Below are 21,038 nucleotides of genomic sequence, written 5' to 3' on the forward strand. Positions count from 1 at the left end.
GCGCCTGTCGACTTTCGCATTGACGCTCTTTTGTAACCGGTTACACAGGCTGGACACGTCGCACAAGATACGATGTGAGGGATGGAGCGAGCCGGACCTGCGCCGGGAATGGGGGGAGGGGTGTGAGGCAGTCATCGGCCACGATCCGCGATGTCGCGCGCGAGGCTTCGGTCTCGGTCGCCTCGGTATCGCGGGCAATGAACGGGCATAGCAGCGTCCATCCGGACACCCGCGAGCGCGTCCTCGCCGCCGCCAAGGCGCTGGGCTATGTCCCCCATGCGGGCGCGCGCAGCCTGTCGCTGTCACGCAGCCATGCGATCGGCGTCGTCCTGCCCGACCTTCACGGCGAATTCTTTTCCGAGATCGTGCGCGGCATGGACCGCGAGGTGACGGCGCGCGGCTATCACCTGCTCCTGTCCAACATGCACGCCGATGCCGAGCGCGCGGCGCTGGCGGTGCGGGCGATGCGCGGGCGGGTCGACGGGCTGATCGTCATGGCACCGCAGCTCGACGCACAGGCGCTGGCGGAGGCGCTGCCCCCCGAAGTGCCCGCGGTGCTGGTCAACGCCCATCGCGGCCTGGGCCGTGCCGCCCTGCGGGTCGACAATGCCGCCGGGATCGCGGCGAGCGTCGCGCATCTGGTCGGGCTGGGGCGGCGCAGGCTGGTCCATGTCTCGGGCCCGGCGGGCAATGTCGATGCGAGCGAGCGGCGGGACGGGTTCCTGGCCGCGATGGCGCGCCTGGCCCCGGATGTCGAAGCTGTGGTGATCGAGGGAGATTTCCATGAATCCTCGGGCACGGCGGCGGCGGCGACGCTGCTGGCGCGGGACATGCCGTGCGACGGCATCGTCGCGGCGAACGACATGATGGCGCTGGGCGTGCTCGGCGCGTTGCGCGGGGCCGGGGTCGATGTTCCGGGCGCGGTCGCCGTCACCGGCTTCGACGATGTGCCACTGGCGCGCTATATGGGGCTGACCACCGTCCGGGCGCCGCTGGCCGGGATGGGCGAGCGTGCGGTGGCGCGGCTGATCGATGCGCTGGAAGGGGGCGGACTGACCCCGGACACGCAGGTCATGGCGACCGAACTGGTGATCCGCGCGACCACCCCGGCGGGGGCGGCATGACCGATCCCAATCCCAATGCGCCGATCAGGACCATCACCATCGTCGGCGGCGGCACCGCCGGGTGGATGACGGCGGCGCTGCTGTCGCGGCTGTTCCTGGGGGCCTATAGAATCCGCCTGATCGAGTCCGAGGAGATCGGCACGATCGGCGTCGGCGAGGCGACGATCCCCGCGATCCGCACCTTCAACGGCCTGGCCGGGATCGACGAATATGAGATGGTCCGCGCGACCCAGGCGACCTTCAAGCTGGGCATCGAGTTCCGCAACTGGCGCGAACCGGGGCACAGCTATATCCATGGCTTCGGCAAGATCGGGCAGGATCTCTACTGGCTGCACTGTCACCAGTTCTGGCTGAAGGAAGCCGCGCGCGGGCGGGCGAAGCATCTCGACCATTATGCGCTGAACACGCTGGCGGCGCGGATGAACCGCTTCGCCATGCCCGATCCGTCCAATCCCTATTCGCCGATGGCGGACCTGGACTATGCCTATCATTTCGATGCCTCGCTCTATGCGCGCTACCTGCGCGGGCGTGCCGAGGCGGCGGGCGTGGAGCGGATCGAGGGGCGGATCGTCGCGGCCAAGGCGCGCGCCAGCGACGGCTTTCTCGACCATGTCGTGCTGGCCGATGGGCGGACGGTGGACGGCGACCTGTTCATCGACTGCTCGGGGATGCGCGCCCTGCTGATCGGCGAGGCGATGGGCGTCGGCTATGAGGATTGGAGCCAATGGCTGCTCTGCGACCGCGCGCTGGCGGTGCCGAGCGTCCGGGGTGGCGGGCCGCTGACCCCCTATACCCGCTCGACCGCGCATGGGGCGGGGTGGCAATGGCGCATCCCGCTCCAGCACCGCACCGGCAACGGCCATGTCTATGCCAGCGGCTTTACCTCGGATGACGAGGCGGCGGCGACGCTGCTCGCGCATCTCGACACGCCCGCGCTGGGCGATCCGCGCGCGGTCCGCTTCCGCCCCGGCAAGCGCATCCGCGCCTGGGAGAAGAATGTCGTCGCGCTGGGGTTGGCGGGCGGGTTCCTGGAACCGCTGGAATCGACCAGCATCCATCTGATCCAGACCGGGCTGCTGCGGCTGATCGCGCTGTTTCCGGGGCGCGGTTTCCATGCGGTCGATCGGGAGGAATATAACCGCCAGACCGATTTCGAATATCGCGACGTGCGCGACTTCATCATCGCGCATTACAAGGTGACGAATCGTCAGGACACGCCCTTCTGGCAATATCTCAAGCATATGGACGTGCCCGACAGCCTGGCCGAACGGATCGCGCTGTTCCGCTCGTCGGCACGCTTCTTCATGCATGGCAAGGCCGAACTGTTCCGTGAGGAAAGCTGGGTGCAGGTGCTGCTGGGGCAGGGGCTGGTCGCGCGGCATGACCCGATGGTCGACATGATCCCCGATGCCCAGGCGAGCGACTTTCTGAAGGATGTCGAAGAGGTTATCGCCGAGGTCGCGGCGGCCATGCCCACCCATGAGGCGTTCATCGCCCGCCATTGCCGGGCGCCTGCGCTTCCCGCCGGACTGTGACATTTCCGTAACAGGGAAATCGATATCGGGTGGAACCCGATCACGGTGGTTGTAACCGGTTACGCAGCCAAGTAACCGGTTACACAAGTCCTGAAAGGCTCAGGCGGTCGATGCGCGTCATTGGCTGTCAGGGAACATGACGGGGCACAAGGGATGATCATGGAGGGGATTGAAATGGCATCCAGAATCGATCGTGTGCGTCTGGTCCGCGGGATTTCGGCGATGGCGATGGCCGCGACCCTGGTCGTGAGCGCGCCGGCCCTGGCCCAGGCGACCTCCACCCTGCGCGGCCATGTCGAGGGCGCGGCGGCCGGTACGACGGTCACCATCACCGACCTGACGACGGGCCAGGTCATCAACGGCCGCACCAATGCGGCGGGCGACTATACCATCCCCGGCATCCGCCCCAGCACCTACCGCGTCGCGGTCCAGGGCCAGCCGCCCGAAGAGGTCGTGGTGCCGGTCGGCCAGATCATCACCGCCGATATCGGCGAGCCTGCCGCCGCATCCGCCACCGGATCGGCCGACGCGGCCGTCGCCAGCGGCGATGTCGTCGTCACCGGCCGCCGCACCCAGGAGGTGCGCACCGCCGAGGTCTCCACCAACGTCTCGCAGCAGCAGATCGAAAGCCTGCCGCAGAGCGACCGCAACTTCCTGAACTTCGCGGCGCTCGCACCGGGCGTCGCGGTGACGCCGGGACGCGGCAATCGCCAGGTCCAGGCGGGCGGCATCAGCGCCGACAATATCAACGTCTTCATCGACGGCCTGTCCCTGAAGAACCAGGTCAATCACGGCGGCGTCGCGGGCCAGAATTTCAGCCAGGGCAACCCCTTCCCGCAGCTGGCGGTGCAGGAGTTCAAGGTCGACACCCAGAATTTCAAGGCGGAGTATGATCAGGCGGGATCGGCGGTCATCACCGCCGTGACCAAGACCGGCGGCACCTCCTACCACGGTACGCTGTTCGGCGAGTGGCAGCCCAAATCCTTCTACGGCACCAAATATTTCGACCGGCCGGGCCATGCCAACAATATCGACGGCCAGCTTCAACAGGGCAATTACGACCGCAAGCAATATGGTGCCGATCTGGGCGGCCCGATCATCAAGGACGTGCTGCACATCTATGGCGCGTTCGAGGCGACCGACCAGAAATCGCCGTCGGCGGCGGTGCTGCTCGGCCAGACCAATTCCGCCGACCCGACCCAGAATGTGCCGCAGGCGATCGCCAGCCAGTATAATGGCAGCTATCCGCAGGATTTCAGCCAGCGCCTCTATTTCGGCAAGCTGACCGCCTTCCTGTCCAATGCCGACACCGTCAATTTCAGCGGCTTCTTCCGCCGCGAGAGCAATCTGGCGGACTTTGGCGGCATCTCGGTGCCTTCGCACGGCCATCTGCTCGAGTCGAAGATCGATCTCTACCAGCTCGAATGGAACCATCGCGGCGATCATTGGCTGAACGAGGCGACGATCGCCTATAACAGCGTCTTCAACGGCACGCCGCGCACCGGCACCGGCCCCGAGATCGTGCTGGGCAAGCCCGGCGCCGCCGTGGCGCAGCTCGGCACCAACGGGTTCGAGCAGATCGACAACCAGAAGACCTGGACGTTCAAGGACAATGTGACCTTCTTCGGCGATCGCCATGTCGTGAAGGCGGGCGTCAAGGTGTCGCTGAACGACCTGTCGCGCTCCGAGGACAATCTGGGCAACGGCGCCTATTATTTCACGCCGTCGACCTTCACCTCGTTCGAGAATTCGACCCCGCAACAGGCCGCCATCTCGGTCGTGCCGGTGCGCCCCGCCACCGCCAAGGACACGCAGATCGGCCTGTTCATCCAGGACGACTGGACGGTCAACGACCATATCACCATCAATGCGGGCCTGCGCTGGGACTATGAGACCAACGCCAAGAACGACAAGTTCGTCACCCCCGCCGAAATCGCCAATGCGCTGCGCAACTACCAGCCCTGGCAGGCGGCGGGGATCAATCCGGAGGATTACATCTCCACGGGCAGCAACCGGAAACCCTATTGGAAGGCGTTCCAGCCGCGCCTGGGCATTTCCTATGACGTGAACGGCGACCGCGACACCATCTTCTTCGCAGGCGCGGGGCGCTATTACGACCGGCCGCTGTTCATCGCCTCGGGCATCGAGACGGTGAAGGCGCTCTATCAGCAGACGGTCACGCTCAGCTTCTGCGACGGTCCCGGCCAGCCGACCTGCGCCAGCATCCGCGCGGGCAATGGCGGCGCGCTGCCGCCCGCGACGCTGGCCTGGAACAGCGGCTACAAGAATGTCGATACGCTGCGCGCGGCGGCGACCGCGACCGGGGTGGGGGGCGATGTCTGGCTGCTCAACAACAACACCCGGCTGCCCTATTCGGATCAGTTCAACTTCGGCTTCCGCAAGCGGCTGGGCGTCGTCCAGACCTCGGTGACGTTCAGCCACATCCGCAGCCACAACATCTTCAAATATGTGCGCGGCAACCGCCTGCCCAGCGGCCAATATACCAGCCAGGGCGATCAGTGGATCGAGGATCTCTTCCCCGCCTCGGGCATCCTGCCCGGCTATAGCGGCAAGCTGAACATCGGGTCGAATGCGGGCAAGGCGGAATATAACGCCATCTACTTCACTGCCGAAAAGCCGTTCGTGACGGGCTCCAAATGGGGCTTCACCGCGACGCTGACGGTGCAGCAGGCCAAGAGCAACGTCGCGCAGGAATTGCAGGGCGACGAATTCTACAACGGCCCGCGCGTCGATGCCTATGGCTGGAACTATGTCGCGGGCGTCGAGAAGTGGCGCTTCGTCGGCACCGGCATCGCCAAGGGGCCGTGGGACACCAAGATCTCGCTGACCGGCACCTTCAGCTCGGGCCCGTCCTTCGGCCAGGTGATCTTCCCGGCCAATCCGCCGGAAAATGCGAACGCCTATGGCAATTTCGGCGGCGTGTTCTGGCCCGACCAGATCGTCGGCTATGCCTCGGTCGATGCGCGCATCTCGAAGAATTTCCACATGCCCTGGGGGCATGACCTGGAGGTCAACTTCGCGGCGTTCAACCTGTTCGACTCGGTCAACCGGACCTACACCGCCTGGGGTGCCGGATCGGGCGTGAACCCGACCAAGCGGGAGAACGACACGATCGGCGTGCCGCGCTCCTTCCAGGTCGGCGCGCGGTACAAGTTCTGACCGACGCACGGGGAGGCGGTATCGTCATGACGCCCCGCCTCCTCCGTATCGGCGCGTCGCAAAGCCCGGTCGTGGTGGTCGACGACGTGATGGGCGATGTCCCTGCGATCGTCGCCATGGCGGCGGCGCTGGCGCCGTTTCCGCCGGCATCGGGCAATGGCTATCCCGGCGTCCGGCGCGTCCTGACACCGGCCGATGGCGCAGGCCATGGCTATGCCACCGCGCTGCTCGAAGCGGTGGCGCCCTTTATCGGCGGCGCGTTCGCGGTGGACCGGTTCGACTGGATCGAGGCCAGTTTCTCGATGGTCACCGCCGCGCCCCATGCCCTGTCTCCGGCGCAGCGTATGCCGCATTTCGATTCGACCGATTCGGGCTATCTGGCGGTGCTCCACTATCTGTCCGACACGCCCGGCAGCGGCACCGCCTTCTACCGCCAGCGCGCCACCGCGATCGAGCGGGTGGACGCGGCCAATCGCGACGATTTCCTGGCCGCCGCGCGTCGCGCCGGGGCGGCACGAACCGGCTATATCGCAGGTAGCGACACCGCCTATGAGCGTATCGGCATGGTCGAGGCCAGGGTCGACCGCGTCGTCATCTATCAGGGCAGCCTGCTCCATTCGGGAATCATCCCGCCCGACATGCCGCTCAGCGCCGATCCGCGCATCGGCCGCCTGACCGCCAATATGTTCGTCCAGGCGCGACCATGATCCTGTCGCTCGCGCTCGCCGCCGCGATCCAGTCCCCTGCCCAGACATATGCCAACCCGGTCGACATCGATTACCGGTATAATTTCGAGCAGGTGAACGAGGGCGTCTCCTACCGCACCGGCGCCGATCCGGTGATCGTGCGGTTCAAGGGGGCCTATTATCTCTTCCTGACGCTGGCCGATGGCTATTGGCGCTCGACCGACCTGATCCACTGGCGCTTCGTCACCCCCAGCCGCTGGCCCGCCGAGGGGATCGTCGCGCCCGCCGTGCGGTCGGACGGGGAGCGGTTGCTCATCATGCCCTCGATGACCGGCCAGGGCGCGATCTATGCGACCAGCGATCCGGCGAGCGGCAGGCTGGACTATTTCGTCCGTCGCATGCCGCCGCTGCCCGGCGCGGTGCGATCGGGGTTCGAGGATGGCATCAAGCCGGGGCAGGTGCCCCCCGGCCCCTGGGACCCCGACCTTTTCCAGGACGAGGACAGGCGTTGGTATCTCTATTGGAACTCGTCCAACGTCTTTCCGATCTATGGCGCGCCGGTGCGCTTTGCCGATGGGAAGATGGTCTATGACACGCCGCGTCGTGCCTTCATCCGGCTCGACCCCGCGCATCATGGCTGGGAGCGGTTCGGCCAGGACCATAGCGGGACGCTGCCCGACGGCACGCCGATCACCCCCTATATGGAAGGCGCGTGGATGACCCGGACGGGCGGGCGATATTATCTGCAATATGGCGCGCCGGGGACTGAGTATAACAGCTATGCGACCGGCACCTATGTCGGGACGTCGCCGATGGGGCCGTTCACCTATGCGCCCTACAACCCGGTCGGGTACAAGCCGGGCGGCTTCGTCCAGGGGGCGGGGCATGGCAACAGCTTCCAGGACGCGCATGGCAATTGGTGGAACACCGGCACGCCGTGGATCGGCTATAACTGGACGTTCGAGCGGCGCATCGGGCTATGGCCCGCCGCGTTCGAGGCCGATGGCCAGATGCATGTCTCGACCCGCTTCGGCGACTTCCCGCATTATGTGCCGCGCGGGCGCGTCACCGATCCCGAGGCGTTGTTCACCGGATGGATGCTGCTATCCTATCGCAAGCCCGTGGTGGCGAGCGGGACGGTGGCGGGCCATCCCGCCGGGGACGCGACCGATGAGAATCCCCGCAGCTTCTGGCTGTCGCCCAGCAAGGCGGCGGGCGCGACGCTGACCGTCGATCTGGGCGTGGTGAAGACGGTGCGCGCGGTGCAGGTCAATTTCGCCGATTACCAGGCGGGGCGCTTCGGCGATGCGCCCGACATCTATACCGAATTCCGGCTGGAGCATTCGCGCGACGGCCGCCATTGGCACCCGCTCGCCCGGACCGAGGCGCCGCGCCGCGCCGCGACCGGCCGAACGCCTATTTCGCGCTCCCTGCGGCCGTGCGGACCCGCTATGTCCGCTATGTCCACGGCCATATCGGCGGCGCGCATCTGGCGATCAGCGACCTGCGGGTATTCGGTCGTGCCGATGGGCCCGTGCCCGCCGCGCCCGTGCTGGTCGAGGCCAGGCGCGAGGCGGACAGCCGCGATGCGACGATCCGCTGGCGGCGGGTGCCGGGCGCGGTCGGCTATAATGTCCGCTGGGGCATCCGGCCCGACCGGCTATACCTGACCTATCAGCTGTTCGCGGACCGGGTCGCGGGCGGCGAGGCCGCCACGCTCCCCTTGCGTGCGCTGACCAGCGGCCAGCCTTATTATGTCGCGGTCGAGGCGTTCGACGAAAACGGCGTGTCCCCGCTCAGCGCGGTCGCGCCGATGTGACGCGCCAGCACCGCCCGCTGCGACGCGGACGGATGCCAGTCGCTCGCCAGCAGGCCGCGCTCGCCGAACAGCGCGTCGATCAGCCCCGCCTCGCCCGCGCTCTGCCACAGCGCCGCCAGTTCAGCCGAGCGCGGATCGGGGGAGGCGGGATGCTCGCGCCGGATGAAGCGCAGCCACGCCCCCAGTGCGGCGAGCGTCGCGGGCATGTCGGTGCCGCGCCGCGCATGATCCGCCAGCGAGTTCAGCCAGCGCGGCCCGACCTTTTGCGACCCGTCGCTCGCGATCTGCGACAGGCGATGCGCCAGCGACGGATTGGCGAAGCGCGCCAGCAGCGCATCGGCATAGGCGTCCAGATCCTGCCCCGGGGCCGGGGTGAAGCCGGTCGCCGCCTCGGCCCGCATCAGCGTCTCGACCAGCGGGCGGATGACGGGATCGGCGATCGCCTGATGGACATAGTCATGCCCCCGCTCCAGCCCGAGATAGGCCAGCGCCGAATGCGCGCCGTTGAGCATCCGCAGCTTGGCGGTCTCATAGGGCGCGACATCCGCGACGAAGGTCGCACCGCCCGCATCCCAGCGCGGCCGGTCGGCGGCGAAATCATCCTCGATCACCCATTGGCGATAGGGTTCGGTGATAACGGCCGCCGCGTCGCGCAGGCCGAGCATCGCCTCGACCCGGTCGAGGTCGGCGTCGGTCACGGCGGGGACGATGCGGTCGACCATGGTGTTGGGCGCGCGCCATTCGCGCTCGAACCAGTCGCGCTCGGCCGCCAGTCCCTGATGATCGAGAAAGGCCGCCACGCCGCCATGCAGCACACGGCCATTGTCGGGCAGATTGTCGCAACTGACCAGCGTCAGCGGGCCCAGCCCCGCAGCGCGCCGCGCCGTCACCGCGCGGGCCAGATGGTGATAGATGCTGTTGCCGTCGGCCGCGATGCCCGACAGGTCGGTGCCGCCGCCGGGCCGCCGCCAATAGCCCTTCTCCGTCACGGTCAGCGTCACCACCCGCGTATCGGCGGCGGCGAGCAGCGCGGCCAGCCGGGTGGGCGCCTTCGCGGCTGCGCTGACTTCCCGCACCGCGCCGATCAGGCGGACGGCCTCGCCCTCCGCCGAGCGATCGGTGACGGTATAGAGCCCGTCCTGCGGGGCGAGCGCATCGCATACCCCCGAGGAGCGCAGCGAGGCGCTGGCGATCGCCCAGTCGCGATCCCCCGCCGCCATGGCATCGTCGGTATAGACCGCCTGATGCGCGCGGTGGAACGCGCCCAGCCCCAGATGGACGATGCCGATCCGCTGCGCATCGCGGTCATAGCCGGGGCGGGCGACCGCCTCGGGCAAGGCCGCGACCCGCGCGGCATTCAACCGGGGCGTGCTCACAGCCGGTACGCCGATCGCACGAGCCCACTGGTCAGCGCATGGGCCAGTTCGACCGCTTCATCCTCTTCCAGCCGGTGCTCGGCGACCAGCCGCGCCAGGAAACCGCAATCGACGCGCCGCGCGACGTCGTGCCGCGCCGGGATCGACAGGAAGGCGCGGGTGTCGTCGTTGAACCCGACCGTGTTGTAGAAGCCCGCCGTCTCGGTCGTCATCTCGCGGAACCGGCGCATCCCCTCGGGGCTGTCGTGGAACCACCAGGCGGGGCCCAGCTTCAGGCAGGGATAATGGCCCGCCAGCGGCGCCAGCTCGCGCGCATAGACGCTTTCGTCCAGCGTGAAGAGGATGATGGTCAGGTCGCGTTCGTTGCCGACCACGTCGAGCATGGGCTTGAGCGCATGGACATAATCGGTGCGCATCGGCAGGTCGGCGCCCTTGTCGCGACCATGGCTGGCGAACAGCGCGGCATTGTGGTTGCGGAACGATCCGGGATGGATCTGCATCACCATGCCGTCGGCGACGCTCATCTTCGCCATCTCGGTCAGCATCTGCGCGCGGAACAGCTCGGCATCGGCCGGGGTCCAGGTGCCGTCGACGATCCGTGCGAACAGTGCCTCGCACGCCGCTCTCGACAGGTTGGCGGTCGCGGCAGTGGGATGGCCATGATCGGTCGCGGTCGCGCCCATGTCGCGGAACGCCGCGCGGCGCTTGGCATGAGCGGCCAGATAGCCCGACCAGCTATGCACGTCCTCGCCGGTCAGCTCGGCGAAGCGCTCCATCGCGCCCGCGAACTGCTCATGCTCGACATCGATCACGCTGTCGGGACGATAGGTGGTGATGACCCGCCCCTGCCACCCCGATTCGCGGATCGCGCGGTGATGCGGCAGCGCATCGTCGGCTCCTTCGGTGGTGGCGAGGCAGTCGATCCGGAACCGCTCGAACAGCGCGCGCGGGCGGAAGGCGTCGGTCGCCAGCTTCTCGCCGATCGTATCGAAATACAGGTCGGCCGTCGCCGCCTCCAGCGCGACCGGCATGCCGAACACCTCGGCAAAGACATGGTCGAGCCACATGCGCGACGGCGTGCCGCGGAACAGATGGTAATGGCTGGCGAACAGCGCCCAGGCCGCGCGCGGATCGGTGGCGGGGCGGCCCGCCTTGCTGGGGATGGCCAGGTCGTCGAGTGCGATCCCCTGGCTGTAGAGCATCCGGAAGATATAGTGATCGGGCGCCAGCAACAGCTCGGTCGCATCGCGCCAGGGTTCATCGGTCGCGAACCAGCGCGGATCGGTATGACCATGCGGGCTGACGATCGGCAGGTCGGCGACCTCGGCGTACAGGGTGCGCGCGATGCCGCGAATGGTCGGGTCGGCGGGGAACAGCCGGTCGGGATGAAGATGCAGCGGGCGGGTCATGCCGCCATCTCCTGCATGGAGTCTCGGGTCAGGCCCAGCATCGCGGCAATTCCTCTCTCCGCCCCGCGCAGCTCCGCCAGTCCGCGCATCCGGCCCAGCAGCGAATAGCCCGGATTGGCCTGGCGATGAAGGTCGTCCATCATGCGGTGGCCGTGATCGGGGCGCATCGCGATGGCGCGGCCCTGGTCGTGCGACAGCTCCACCACTGCCCGCACGACTTCGATCATGCGCGCATCGCCGCCCAGATGCTCGGCCTCGTGGAAATTGCGCTCGCCCGCTTCCCAGGCGACGGCGCGCAGATGGAGGAAGTCGATCCGCTCGCCAAAGCGGCGGACCATGGCGGGCAGGTCGTTGTCGGGCCGCGCGCCGAACGATCCCGTGCAGAAGCACAGGCCATTGGCGGGGGAGGGGACGGCGGCGAACAGCCGGGCGAGGTCGTCCGCGGTGCTGACCACGCGCGGCAGGCCGAAAATGGGGAAGGGAGGATCGTCGGGATGGACGACCAGGGTGATGCCGACCTCTTCGGCGATCGGGCAGACCGCACGCAGAAAGGCGACATGATTGGCACGCAGCTGTTCGGCGTCGATCCCGGCATAGCTGTCGATCGCGCGCAGGAACGCGGGCGAGTCGAAGCTCTCCTCGCTGCCCGGCAATCCGGCGATGATCGTGCGTTCGAGCCGGTGGCGTTCCTCGGCGCTCATGCCCTCGAACCGCGCGGCGGCGGCGGCGCGGACCTGGGGCGAATAATCGGCCTCTGCCCCCGGTCGGCGCAGCATATGGATGTCATAGGCCGCCACCGCCGCCCATTCGAAGCGCAAGGCGGTCGCGCCGTCGGGCAACCGCCAGTCGAGATCGGTCCGCGTCCAGTCGAGCAGCGGCATGAAATTATAGGTGACGGTGCGCACCCCCTCCGCCGCCAGATGGCACAGGCTGTCGCCATAAGCCTGGATCAGCGCATCGGTCATCTCGCCGCGCTTGATCGCGTCGTGGACCGGCAGGCTCTCGACCACGGTCCAGCCCAGTCCGGCCGCCTCGATCATGTGCCGCCGCTCGGCGATGGCGGCACGCGGCCAGACCTCTCCATTGGGGATTTCGTGCAGCGCGGTTACCACTTCGGTGGCGCCCGCCTGGCGGATATGGGACAAGGGTACGGGGTCGGCCGGGCCGAACCACCGCATTGTCTGGGTCATGAACATGTCGCCATCCTCTCCAGCGGACATCAAGCTGCTTTGGGTGATGCGGTAGCAGCAATGATTCTGATAGACCAGTTTTGTAGAATTGGCCTTGCCAGTCTTTCAAGACCGGTAGGGCATAAAAGAGGAGAGGAAGCTTCATGCGGATCGTCGTGGTCGGGGAAGGAATGATCGAGCTGTCGCGGGCCGGTGCGCAGGACTGGCGGCTGGGCCATGGCGGCGACACGCTGAACACCGCGATCCATCTGGCGCGCATGGGGCGCGACGTGCGGTACGTCACCGCGCTGGGCGACGATCCGTTCAGCGCGACGCTGCGCCACGACTGGGCGGGCGAGGGGATCGACACCTCGCTGATCCAGAGCGATCCGACGCGGATGCCGGGCCTGTATGCGATCACCACCGATGCGGCGGGCGAGCGGAGCTTTGCCTATTGGCGCGGGCAGAGCGCGGCGCGGCGCACCTTGTCGCTGCCCGGCAGCGACAAGGTGCTGGCCGAGGCGGAAGGGGCGGACCTGCTGCTCTTCTCGCTCATCACCATGGCGATCCTCGAGCCCGAGGGGCAGGACCGGCTGATCGCGCTGGCCGAGCGGGTGCGCGCGCGGGGTGGCCGGGTGGCCTTCGACGGCAATTACCGCCCCCGGCTGTTCCCCGACCAGCCGACCGCGCAAGCCGCGTGCCGCCGTGCGATCGCGGTGTGCGACATCGGCCTGCCGACGCTGGAGGACGAGACGATGCTGGAGGGCACGACCTCGGCCGAGGCGGTGCAGGCGCGCTGGCAGGAACTGGGCGCGCGCGAGGTCGTGGTCAAGCTGGGGGCGGAGGGGTGCCTGTTGGCGAGCGGACTGGTGCCGCCGCCCGAACGGCTGTCGCCACGTGATACCAGCGGCGCGGGCGATGCGTTCAACGCCGGGTATCTGGCGGCGCGGCTCGACGGGCTGGACCCGGCGGAGGCGGCGCTGCGCGGGCACCGGCTGGCGGGATGGACGGTGATGCGCCCCGGTGCGATCCCGCCGCGCGATGCCGATATGCCGGGCTGACGCCTCCGGGCGGGTCGGCCCTGGTCGGGGGAGCGTGCCAAATAGCGGCCATCCCTCCGTCATCCCAGCGCAGGCTGGGATCTTTCACGACTCACCCCCGCCCTTCGCCAAAGGCCCCAGCCTGCGCTGGGGCGACGATCAGGAATTAGACCGCGTAGCGCTCCCGATGCGCGGCGATGCGGGCGCGGGCCTGTTCCATTTCGTGCACTTCGGTCGCGGCCAGGATCGCGTCGAGCACATTGGTCAGATGCTGGCGCATCGCCGCCCGCGCGGCGTCTGGATCGCGCGCGATCAGCGCATCGAGGATCGCGACATGGTCTTCCAGCCGGGGGACGACGCCCGCGCCATGCGCCTTGTCGCTGAGCAGCCGATATTGCGGCGAGCGTTCGCGGGCGTTCCACAGCAGCTCGACCATCGCGACCATCGCGCTGTTCTGCGTCGCGCGGGCGATCGTTTCGTGGAACCGCCGGTCGGCCAGTTCGGCGCGCTCCAGATCGGGATCGTGCAGCGCATCGGTCAGCGTGCGCAATTCGGCCAGCGTCGCGTCGTCGATGCGGGTGGCCGCCAGCGCACAGACCTCGCTCTCGATCGTGCGGCGCGCCTCCAGCAGCTCGAAGGGGCCGATATCGGTCTGGCCCGGTTCGCCGCCATGCGGGGTGGCGGCCGTCACATAGACGCCCGATCCCATCCGCACCTCGACCAGACCGTCGAGTTCGAGCGCGATGATCGCCTCGCGCACCGTGGGGCGGGACACCGCATGCGCCTGCGCCAAGTCGCGCTCGGACGGCAGGCGCTGGCCCACCGCATAGTCGCCGGCCGTGATTTTCGCGCCGATCTCGCGCGCGATCCGCTCGTACAAGCGGCCATTGTCGGGCTTTTTTGCCATGGCCAAGCCTATGCGGCCTGACCGCCCGCTGCAAGCCGGGCGGTGCCGCTTCCGCACAAGTGGTTGCCGCTCCAACGAAAAGGGGGCCGGAACCGAAGTCCCGACCCCCTGATCCGTCAGCCTGATGGCTGCGGCGAGGCTTACGCGCCCGGAACTTCCGAGACGTTCACCTTGATGCCGCGGCCCATCGTCGACGAGACGGCGATCTTGCGGACATACTTGCCCTTCGCGCCCGACGGCTTGGCCTTGATCAGAGCGTCGACCAGCGCGTCGAAGTTCGCGCGCAGGTCCTCCGCCGGGAACGACGCCTTGCCGATGCCCGAGTGGATAATGCCGGCCTTTTCGACGCGGTACTCGACCTGGCCGCCCTTGGCCGCCTTGACGGCTTCGGCGACGTTCATGGTCACGGTGCCCAGCTTCGGGTTCGGCATCAGGCCCTTGGGGCCCAGCACCTTACCGAGGCGACCGACGACGCCCATCATGTCCGGGGTCGCGATGCAGCGGTCGAAGTCGATGGTGCCGCCCTGGATGGTTTCCATCAGGTCCTCGGCGCCCACGACGTCGGCGCCAGCGGCGCGTGCTTCGTCGGCCTTCGCGCCCTTGGCGAACACGCCGACGCGAACGGTCTTGCCGGTGCCCTTGGGCAGGGTGACGACGCCGCGGACCATCTGGTCGGCGTGACGCGGGTCAACGCCCAGGTTGACGGCGACTTCGATCGTCTCGTCGAACTTCGAGGTCGCGTTGGTACGAGCCAGCGTGATCGCTTCGTCGATGCCGTGCAGCTTCTCGGAGTCGATCTGGACGGCCTTCTGCTTCTTGGTCAGCTTCACCATGATCTTAGCCCTCCACCACTTCGAGGCCCATCGCGCGGGCGGAGCCTTCGATGATCTTGGTCGCAGCCTCGATATCGTTGGCGTTCAGGTCCTTCATCTTGACCTGGGCGATTTCCGCGAGCTTCGAGCGCGCGATCTTGCCCGCCGACACCTTGCCCGGCTCCTTCGAGCCCGACTTCAGGTTGGCCGCCTTCTTGATGAGGTAGGTCGCAGGCGCGGTCTTCGTCTCGAACGAGAACGAACGGTCGGCATAGACGGTGATGACGGTGGGCAGCGGGGTGCCCTTCTCGACTTCGCCGGTCTGCGCGTTGAACGCCTTGCAGAATTCCATGATGTTCACACCGCGCTGACCCAGCGCCGGGCCGATCGGCGGCGAGGGGTTGGCGGCGCCTGCAGGGACCTGCAGCTTGATATAGCCGGTAATCTTCTTTGCCATGTCACTCTCTTTTCGAGTCTAGCGGTCGTGACGGGCGCGCGAGGCATAGGCCAGCGCACCCTCCCGCAAGGGTTCCGTCGCATAATGCTAGGGAAGCGCGGGCCGATAGCCGAAAATAGGGGGAATGGCAAGGCGACTCCGCCCTCACCTCCGTTCGCACTGAGCGAAGTCGAAGTGCACGGGATTCCATCGGCCGAAAGGGCGGGGCGTGGGCTTCGACTTTGCTCAGCCTGAACGGCGGTTGGGGAGTGGCCCGGATACGAAAAGGGCCGGTGGCGTCGCCGCCCCGGCCCTGTTTTCGTCGGACGATCCGAACTTACTTCGAGCGTTCGACCTGCTCGAAATCCAGTTCCACCGGGGTCGCGCGACCGAAGATCGACACCGACACCTTGACCTTGGACTTGTCGAAATCCAGTTCCTCGACCACGCCGTTGAAGCTGGCGAAGGGGCCTTCCAGCACCTTGACCGCGTCGCCGATTTCGTAATCGACCTTGACCTTGTGCTTCGGGGCGGCGGCGGCTTCTTCCTTGGAATTCAGCATCCGCGTGGCTTCGCTTTCGCTGATCGCCTGGGGCTTGCCCATCGCGCCCAGGAAGCCGGTCACCTTCGGCGTGTTCTTGACCAGGTGATAGACCTGGTCGTTCATGTCGAGCTTGGCCAGCACGTAGCCGGGCATGAACTTGCGCTCGACCGCGATCTTCTTGCCGCGACGGGCCTCGGTCACGGTCTCGGTCGGCACCTCGATCTGCGCGACGAGATGGTCGAGGCCCAGACGGGTCGCCTCGGCCATGATCGAATCGCGGACCTTGCCCTCGAAACCGGAATAAGCGTGGATGATGTACCAGCGCGCCATGGGAACCCTTTTACTTCGCGAGCGACAGCAGGGTGCGGACCAGCGTCTCGAAGAACGAGTCGACCGCCAGGAAGAAGATGGCCAGGATCGTGGTCATCACGACCACCATCACGCCGGTCATCACCGTCTCGCGCCGCGTCGGCCAGACGACCTTCTTGGTCTCGGTCTTGACCTGGTTGAAGAATTCGATGGGGGTCGTCTTCGCCACTCGTGCCGTTCCCGCACCTGCGTTGAAATACTGTCAGCGAGGCATGGGTCCGCCGTCGCTGACCCAAGGGGCCTGCGACGAAAGGTCCGTCCGCGCTGTTCGGATGGGAACGCGATGTAGCCGTGGCTTGGTCAAAAGGCAAGGGTAGCGGCGGGATGGGGCTTTCGGGGGCACGCGAAGCCGCGATGGCGCGAGGGTTTTGTGTTCGCGCGGAGACGCGGAGACGCGGAGATTTTTGTGGTTCGCGCAGAGGCGTGGAGGGCGCAGAGGGGTTTTTGCCTGCGGGTAGAAGCGGGAGACCTTAAATCGAGCGTTGGGATGGTCTGGCCTATCGGCTGGGTCCAACATCTCCGCGCCTCCGCGCCTCCGCGCGAACCAACCTTCTTTCCTCTTCGCGCCGTCGCGCCTTCGCGTGAACAATCAACAGCAACGCCCACCATTCTTGCCCCCGTACCGCGCCTGTTGCCGCTCGCGAAAGAACGTCACCTCGTCCATCGGCTCGCGGTCGGGATGCCTGGCCGCCATATGCGCCCGATAGGCGTCATAGCTCGGCATCCCGACCATGGCATTGCCGATCTCGCGCAGGCGGGCGAGCCAGCTCATTCGGCCGCCGCCATTTCGGGCGGGATTTCGCTGATGCTCGGCCGGTCGATCCGGCGCGCGATCAGGCAGGTGCGGACTGCATAGACCAGGATCGCCAGCACCACGCCCAGGAAGATCGCGCACAGCCCCGCGTCGATCCGGTCGTTGAAGACGATCCGCCCCATCTCCGCCATGGTCTTGGCCGGGGGCAATATCTTCCCCTCCGCTGCCGCACTCGCGAACTTGTCGGCATGCGCCAGGAAGCCGACGCGCGGGTCGGCGGAGAAGATCTTCAACCACCCGGCGGTCAGCGTGCAGGCGAGCAGCCAGACGGTCGGGATGACGGTGATCCAGGCGTAGCGGTCCTTCTTCATGCGGAACAGCACGACCGTCGCCAGCATCAGCGCCACGGCGGCGAGCATCTGGTTGGAGATGCCGAACAGCGGCCACAGCGTGTTCACCCCGCCCAGCGGATCGGTGACGCCCTGATAGAGGAAGAAGCCCCAGGCCGCGACGCACAAAGCCGTCGCGATCAGGCCCGGCGCGACCTTGCTGGACCCCCGGAAGCTGGGGACGGCGAGCCCGATCAGGTCCTGGAGCATGAACCGCCCGGCGCGGGTTCCTGCGTCGACGGCGGTCAGGATGAACAGCGCCTCGAACAAAATGGCGAAGTGATACCAGAAGGCCTTCATCGTCTGTCCGCCGAACAGGTGGCTGAAGATTTCCGCCATCGCCACCGCCAGGGTCGGCGCACCGCCTGCGCGGGAAATGATCGTATGCTCGCCCACGTCCCGCGCGACCTGCGCCAGCGTGTCGGCGGAGATGGGAAAGCCCATCGCGGTCACGGCGGCGGCGGCGCTGGCCGGGTCGGTGCCCAGCACGGCGGCAGGCGCGTTCATCGCGAAATAGACGCCCGGATCGAGGATCGAGGCGGCGACCAAGGCCATGATCGCCACCGCGCTTTCCATCAGCATTGCGCCGTATCCGATGAAGGGCGCGTCCTTCTCGCTGGCGATCAGCTTGGGCGTGGTGCCGCTGGCGATCAGCGCGTGGAAGCCCGACACCGCGCCGCAGGCGATGGTGATGAACAGGAAGGGGAAGAGCGGCCCCGCCCAGACCGGCCCGCTGCCGTCGATGAATTGGGTCAGCGCGGGCATCTTCAGCGGCGGCGCCATGATGACGATGCCGATGGCCAGCGCCACGATCGCGCCGATCTTGAGGAAGGTCGAGAGGTAATCGCGCGGTGCCAGCAGCAGCCACACCGGCAGGACCGAGGCGACCGCGCCATAGCCGATCAGCAGGAAGCAGAGCTGGACCGACGTGAAGGTGAACAGCGGCGCGAGGACGGCCGACTCAGCGATCGACTGGCCATAGACGATGGCGAGGATCAGGCCGATAAAGCCGATGATCGACACCTCGCCGATCTTCCCGGGCCGCACCCAGCGGGTATAGCCGCCCATCAGCATCGCCAGCGGCACGGTCGCCGCCACGGTGAACAGCCCCCAGGGGCTTTCCGCCAGCGCCCGCACGACGATCAGCGCCAGCACGGCCAGGATGATGACCATGATCATGAAGGCGCCGAACAGCGCGATGGTGCCCGCGACCGGCCCCATCTCCATGCGGATCAGCTCGCCCAGCGAGCGCCCGTCGCGCCGCATCGACAGGAACAGGACCAGGAAATCCTGCACCGCCCCCGCCAGCACGACGCCCGCGAGAATCCACAGCGTGCCCGGCAGATAGCCCATCTGCGCCGCCAGCACCGGCCCCACCAGCGGCCCCGCGCCCGCGATCGCGGCGAAGTGGTGGCCGAACAGCACCGTCCGGTCGGTCGCGACATAGTCCAGCCCGTCGGCGCGACGAATGGCGGGAGTGGGGCGGCTGGGGTCGATGCCGATCACCCGCGCGATGAACAGCGCATAATAACGATAGGCGATCAGATAGACCGACACCGCCGCCGCGACGATCCACAGCGCGTTGATCGGCTCGCCGCGCACCGTCGCCACAACGCCTAGCGCGCCCGCTCCGACGATCGCCAGCGCGATCCAGGGGAGGTGTTTCGTCATGCCCTGTCCGGTCCTCTTGTTATGCTTTTTAGCGATCTTCTACCCCCTGGGGGCGGGCGTGCCAGCCCTGAATATGCCGATGGGGATTTTTGCCGGTGTCGCCGGAATCGATTGCGGGCGTGCGCATCGACATGCCAAGCTGCACGCCATGGAACCGACGCGGCGGTGGATGATCGGCGGGCTGGCGATGGGCGCGCTTCTTGGTGCGACGCGGCCGATGGGGAGTGGACAGGTGACGGACGATCTTTCCCACCTCACGCCCGAACAGCGCACCCGCTATGAGGCGATGCACCAGCGGATGATGGCGGCGCTGACCTATGAGCGGATCACCGTGCCCGGCCGGAACGCGCTGGCGGAGTGGGAGCGGCTCAAAGGCGCCGGGCGTGGCTGGCCGGTGGTGATTGGCGGGGACGAGGATCTGGAGCGGATCGCCGAACAGTTCTCGATCGATGACCCGGCCATGTCGGGCGGGCCCGCGAACCGCCCGGCTCCGCGCACGCCGGCCCAGATCGTCGCGGCGGCCGACGCCCTTCGTTTTCCGGCGGATTTCCACCGTTGGTCCAAGGAGAATGGCGGGGAGGATTTGCGAGCCCCGGTCGGCGAATGGCCCAGGGACGTCGGGGACGGTCCCGAGGAGCCGGGATTGTTCGTCATCGAGGACGGGGCATCCGGCCAGGTTCGTGACCGGGTGCACATCATGATGCTGCCGACTTCCCACGCATGGGAAGCGCCAGCCTATCTGCGCTGGGGCAACTGGAACGCCTGTCCGCCGTCCGAATATCATGTCGCGGCGCTGCACGACTGGAATCGGCGCTATGGTGCCGAACTGGTCGGGATTAACGGCGATACGATGAACATCCGGGTGAGGACCCGGCCGAAGGACCGGGCGGAGGCGCTGGGGCTGGCGCGCGAAATGTATGAATATTGCCCCGACGTCATCGAGCAGGGGGCGGGCACCCTGTCCAACCTGGCCGCCGGATTGATGACGTCGAACTGGTGGTTCTTCTGGTGGGACTGACGGCATAGCGTTCGCCCGGCGCTTCATCCCGGCACGGTCCCGTCATCGCACCCTCCGGCGGGCCTGCCGCAACTTACCCCTTGCCCAGCCGCCCGGTCCGGGGTGAAAGGCGGACATGGTCAGTCTTTCCTCCTCCCCGCTCGTCGTCGGCATCGGCGGCACGATCGGCAGCGTCTCCTCGACCGAGCGTGCGCTTCGCATCGCGATGACGGCCGCCGCCGACGAGGGGTTCCGCACCCATGTCTTCGGCGGCGAGGACCTGGCGCGCCTGCCGCTCTACAATCCGCGCGCGGCGGAGCGGACCGAGGCGGAGCGGGTCTTTGTCGAGACGGTGCGACAGGCCTCGGCCATCATCATCGCCAGCCCGGGCTATCATGGCAGCATCTCGGGGCTGGTGAAGAACGCGCTCGACCTGCTCGAAGAGACGGCGAAGGACGAACGCCCCTATCTGGCCGATCTGCCGGTCGGGCTGATCGCGACCGCCTATGGCTGGCAGGCGACGGGTTCGACCATCGCGGCGCTGCGCTCGATCGTCCATGCGTTGCGCGGCTGGCCGACGCCCTTCGCGGCGGCGGTGAATTCGCAACAGACGCGGTTCGATGAGGATGGCCGGATCAACGATGCCTCGGTGGAGGGGCAATTGCGGTTGGTCGGCCAGCAGGTCGCCCGCTTCGCACCGCTGGCGGGGACGATCCGCGCGTCGAATTGAGCGGGCGCTAGCGCACATAAATTTTGGTCACGCGAAGCCGCAAAGATTTTGATTTCGCGCGGAGGCGCGGAGGCGCGGAGGACGCCGAGAT

General features: G+C 67.4%; 19 protein-coding genes. 9 read left to right on the forward strand and 10 right to left on the reverse strand.

Features of this window, described 5'->3' with window-relative positions; genetic code table 11:
* Window positions 1-122: 122 nt before the first annotated feature.
* The 6 genes from ACFX59_RS14740 (at window position 123) to ACFX59_RS14765 (ending at window position 8,344) form a co-directional block, all read left to right on the forward strand.
* Window positions 123-1,124: a LacI family DNA-binding transcriptional regulator gene (locus ACFX59_RS14740; protein WP_387433169.1), complete on the forward strand. Its 1,002-nt coding sequence runs from the start codon at window positions 123-125 to the stop codon at window positions 1,122-1,124.
* A complete protein-coding gene (locus ACFX59_RS14745; protein WP_387433173.1) occupies window positions 1,121-2,659 on the forward strand; it encodes a tryptophan halogenase family protein in 1,539 nt (512 codons plus the stop codon). The genes ACFX59_RS14740 and ACFX59_RS14745 overlap by 4 nt, the downstream gene beginning before the upstream one ends.
* 174 nt (window positions 2,660-2,833) lie before the next feature.
* Window positions 2,834-5,839 (forward strand): TonB-dependent receptor domain-containing protein, encoded by a 3,006-nt coding sequence (locus ACFX59_RS14750; protein ID WP_387433175.1) that lies wholly within the window; start codon window positions 2,834-2,836, stop codon window positions 5,837-5,839.
* 26 nt (window positions 5,840-5,865) lie between these two features.
* Complete coding sequence (locus tag ACFX59_RS14755) at window positions 5,866-6,546, forward strand: DUF6445 family protein (protein ID WP_387433177.1); 681 nt, start codon at window positions 5,866-5,868, stop codon at window positions 6,544-6,546.
* Window positions 6,543-8,195, forward strand: coding sequence for a family 43 glycosylhydrolase (locus ACFX59_RS14760; RefSeq protein ID WP_387433179.1), 1,653 nt, complete (start codon window positions 6,543-6,545; stop codon window positions 8,193-8,195). Before ACFX59_RS14755 ends, ACFX59_RS14760 begins: the two co-directional genes overlap by 4 nt.
* Window positions 8,135-8,344 carry a hypothetical protein gene (locus ACFX59_RS14765; protein ID WP_387433181.1) on the forward strand — a complete coding sequence of 70 codons (210 nt, stop codon included), beginning with the start codon at window positions 8,135-8,137 and terminating at the stop codon, window positions 8,342-8,344. The genes ACFX59_RS14760 and ACFX59_RS14765 overlap by 61 nt, the downstream gene beginning before the upstream one ends.
* Here the strand turns inward: ACFX59_RS14765 and ACFX59_RS14770 are convergent.
* From ACFX59_RS14770 to uxuA, 3 genes are read right to left on the reverse strand one after another with little or no spacing between them, the layout of a single operon-like run.
* Complete coding sequence (locus ACFX59_RS14770; RefSeq protein WP_387433184.1) at window positions 8,278-9,720, reverse strand: mannitol dehydrogenase family protein; 1,443 nt, start codon at window positions 9,718-9,720, stop codon at window positions 8,278-8,280. The two genes, ACFX59_RS14765 and ACFX59_RS14770, sit on opposite strands and share 67 nt — an antisense overlap.
* Window positions 9,717-11,129 (reverse strand): glucuronate isomerase, encoded by a 1,413-nt coding sequence (gene uxaC / locus ACFX59_RS14775; protein ID WP_387433186.1) that lies wholly within the window; start codon window positions 11,127-11,129, stop codon window positions 9,717-9,719. Before uxaC ends, ACFX59_RS14770 begins: the two co-directional genes overlap by 4 nt.
* Window positions 11,126-12,319 carry a mannonate dehydratase gene (uxuA, locus tag ACFX59_RS14780; protein WP_387433188.1) on the reverse strand — a complete coding sequence of 398 codons (1,194 nt, stop codon included), beginning with the start codon at window positions 12,317-12,319 and terminating at the stop codon, window positions 11,126-11,128. The genes uxaC and uxuA overlap by 4 nt, the downstream gene beginning before the upstream one ends.
* 143 nt (window positions 12,320-12,462) lie before the next feature.
* Between uxuA and ACFX59_RS14785 the strand changes: the two genes are divergently transcribed.
* Entirely contained in the window at window positions 12,463-13,359 is an 897-nt protein-coding gene (locus ACFX59_RS14785; protein WP_387433191.1) for a sugar kinase, read from the forward strand.
* A gap of 145 nt (window positions 13,360-13,504) precedes the next feature.
* Here the strand turns inward: ACFX59_RS14785 and ACFX59_RS14790 are convergent, their stop codons facing one another.
* The 7 genes from ACFX59_RS14790 to ACFX59_RS14820 form a co-directional block, all read right to left on the reverse strand.
* Window positions 13,505-14,245 (reverse strand): FadR/GntR family transcriptional regulator, encoded by a 741-nt coding sequence (locus ACFX59_RS14790; RefSeq protein ID WP_309697449.1) that lies wholly within the window; start codon window positions 14,243-14,245, stop codon window positions 13,505-13,507.
* A 140-nt stretch (window positions 14,246-14,385) separates the two neighbouring features.
* Entirely contained in the window at window positions 14,386-15,078 is a 693-nt protein-coding gene (gene rplA, locus ACFX59_RS14795; RefSeq protein WP_387433195.1) for a 50S ribosomal protein L1, read from the reverse strand.
* A 4-nt stretch (window positions 15,079-15,082) separates the two neighbouring features.
* Window positions 15,083-15,514, reverse strand: a complete 432-nt coding sequence (gene rplK / locus ACFX59_RS14800; RefSeq protein WP_007407063.1) for a 50S ribosomal protein L11 — start codon at window positions 15,512-15,514, stop codon at window positions 15,083-15,085.
* A gap of 316 nt (window positions 15,515-15,830) precedes the next feature.
* A complete protein-coding gene (nusG, locus tag ACFX59_RS14805) occupies window positions 15,831-16,367 on the reverse strand; it encodes a transcription termination/antitermination protein NusG (protein ID WP_007407052.1) in 537 nt (178 codons plus the stop codon).
* 10 nt (window positions 16,368-16,377) lie between these two features.
* Complete coding sequence (gene secE / locus ACFX59_RS14810; protein ID WP_007407051.1) at window positions 16,378-16,575, reverse strand: preprotein translocase subunit SecE; 198 nt, start codon at window positions 16,573-16,575, stop codon at window positions 16,378-16,380.
* 420 nt (window positions 16,576-16,995) lie between these two features.
* Window positions 16,996-17,178 (reverse strand): YbdD/YjiX family protein, encoded by a 183-nt coding sequence (locus ACFX59_RS14815; RefSeq protein WP_307100855.1) that lies wholly within the window; start codon window positions 17,176-17,178, stop codon window positions 16,996-16,998.
* Window positions 17,175-19,220 (reverse strand): carbon starvation CstA family protein, encoded by a 2,046-nt coding sequence (locus ACFX59_RS14820; protein WP_387433200.1) that lies wholly within the window; start codon window positions 19,218-19,220, stop codon window positions 17,175-17,177. Before ACFX59_RS14820 ends, ACFX59_RS14815 begins: the two co-directional genes overlap by 4 nt.
* A 58-nt stretch (window positions 19,221-19,278) precedes the next feature.
* On the opposite strand from ACFX59_RS14820, the gene ACFX59_RS14825 reads away from it, so the two are divergent.
* Together ACFX59_RS14825 and ACFX59_RS14830 are read left to right on the forward strand one after the other, a co-directional pair.
* Window positions 19,279-20,238 (forward strand): DUF4253 domain-containing protein, encoded by a 960-nt coding sequence (locus ACFX59_RS14825; protein WP_387433203.1) that lies wholly within the window; start codon window positions 19,279-19,281, stop codon window positions 20,236-20,238.
* A gap of 115 nt (window positions 20,239-20,353) precedes the next feature.
* Window positions 20,354-20,947, forward strand: coding sequence for an NADPH-dependent FMN reductase (locus ACFX59_RS14830; protein ID WP_387433205.1), 594 nt, complete (start codon window positions 20,354-20,356; stop codon window positions 20,945-20,947).
* Window positions 20,948-21,038: the final 91 nt, after the last annotated feature.

This window comes from Sphingomonas sp. NCPPB 2930, assembly GCF_042867205.1.
Taxonomy (GTDB): Bacteria; Pseudomonadota; Alphaproteobacteria; order Sphingomonadales; family Sphingomonadaceae; genus Sphingomonas.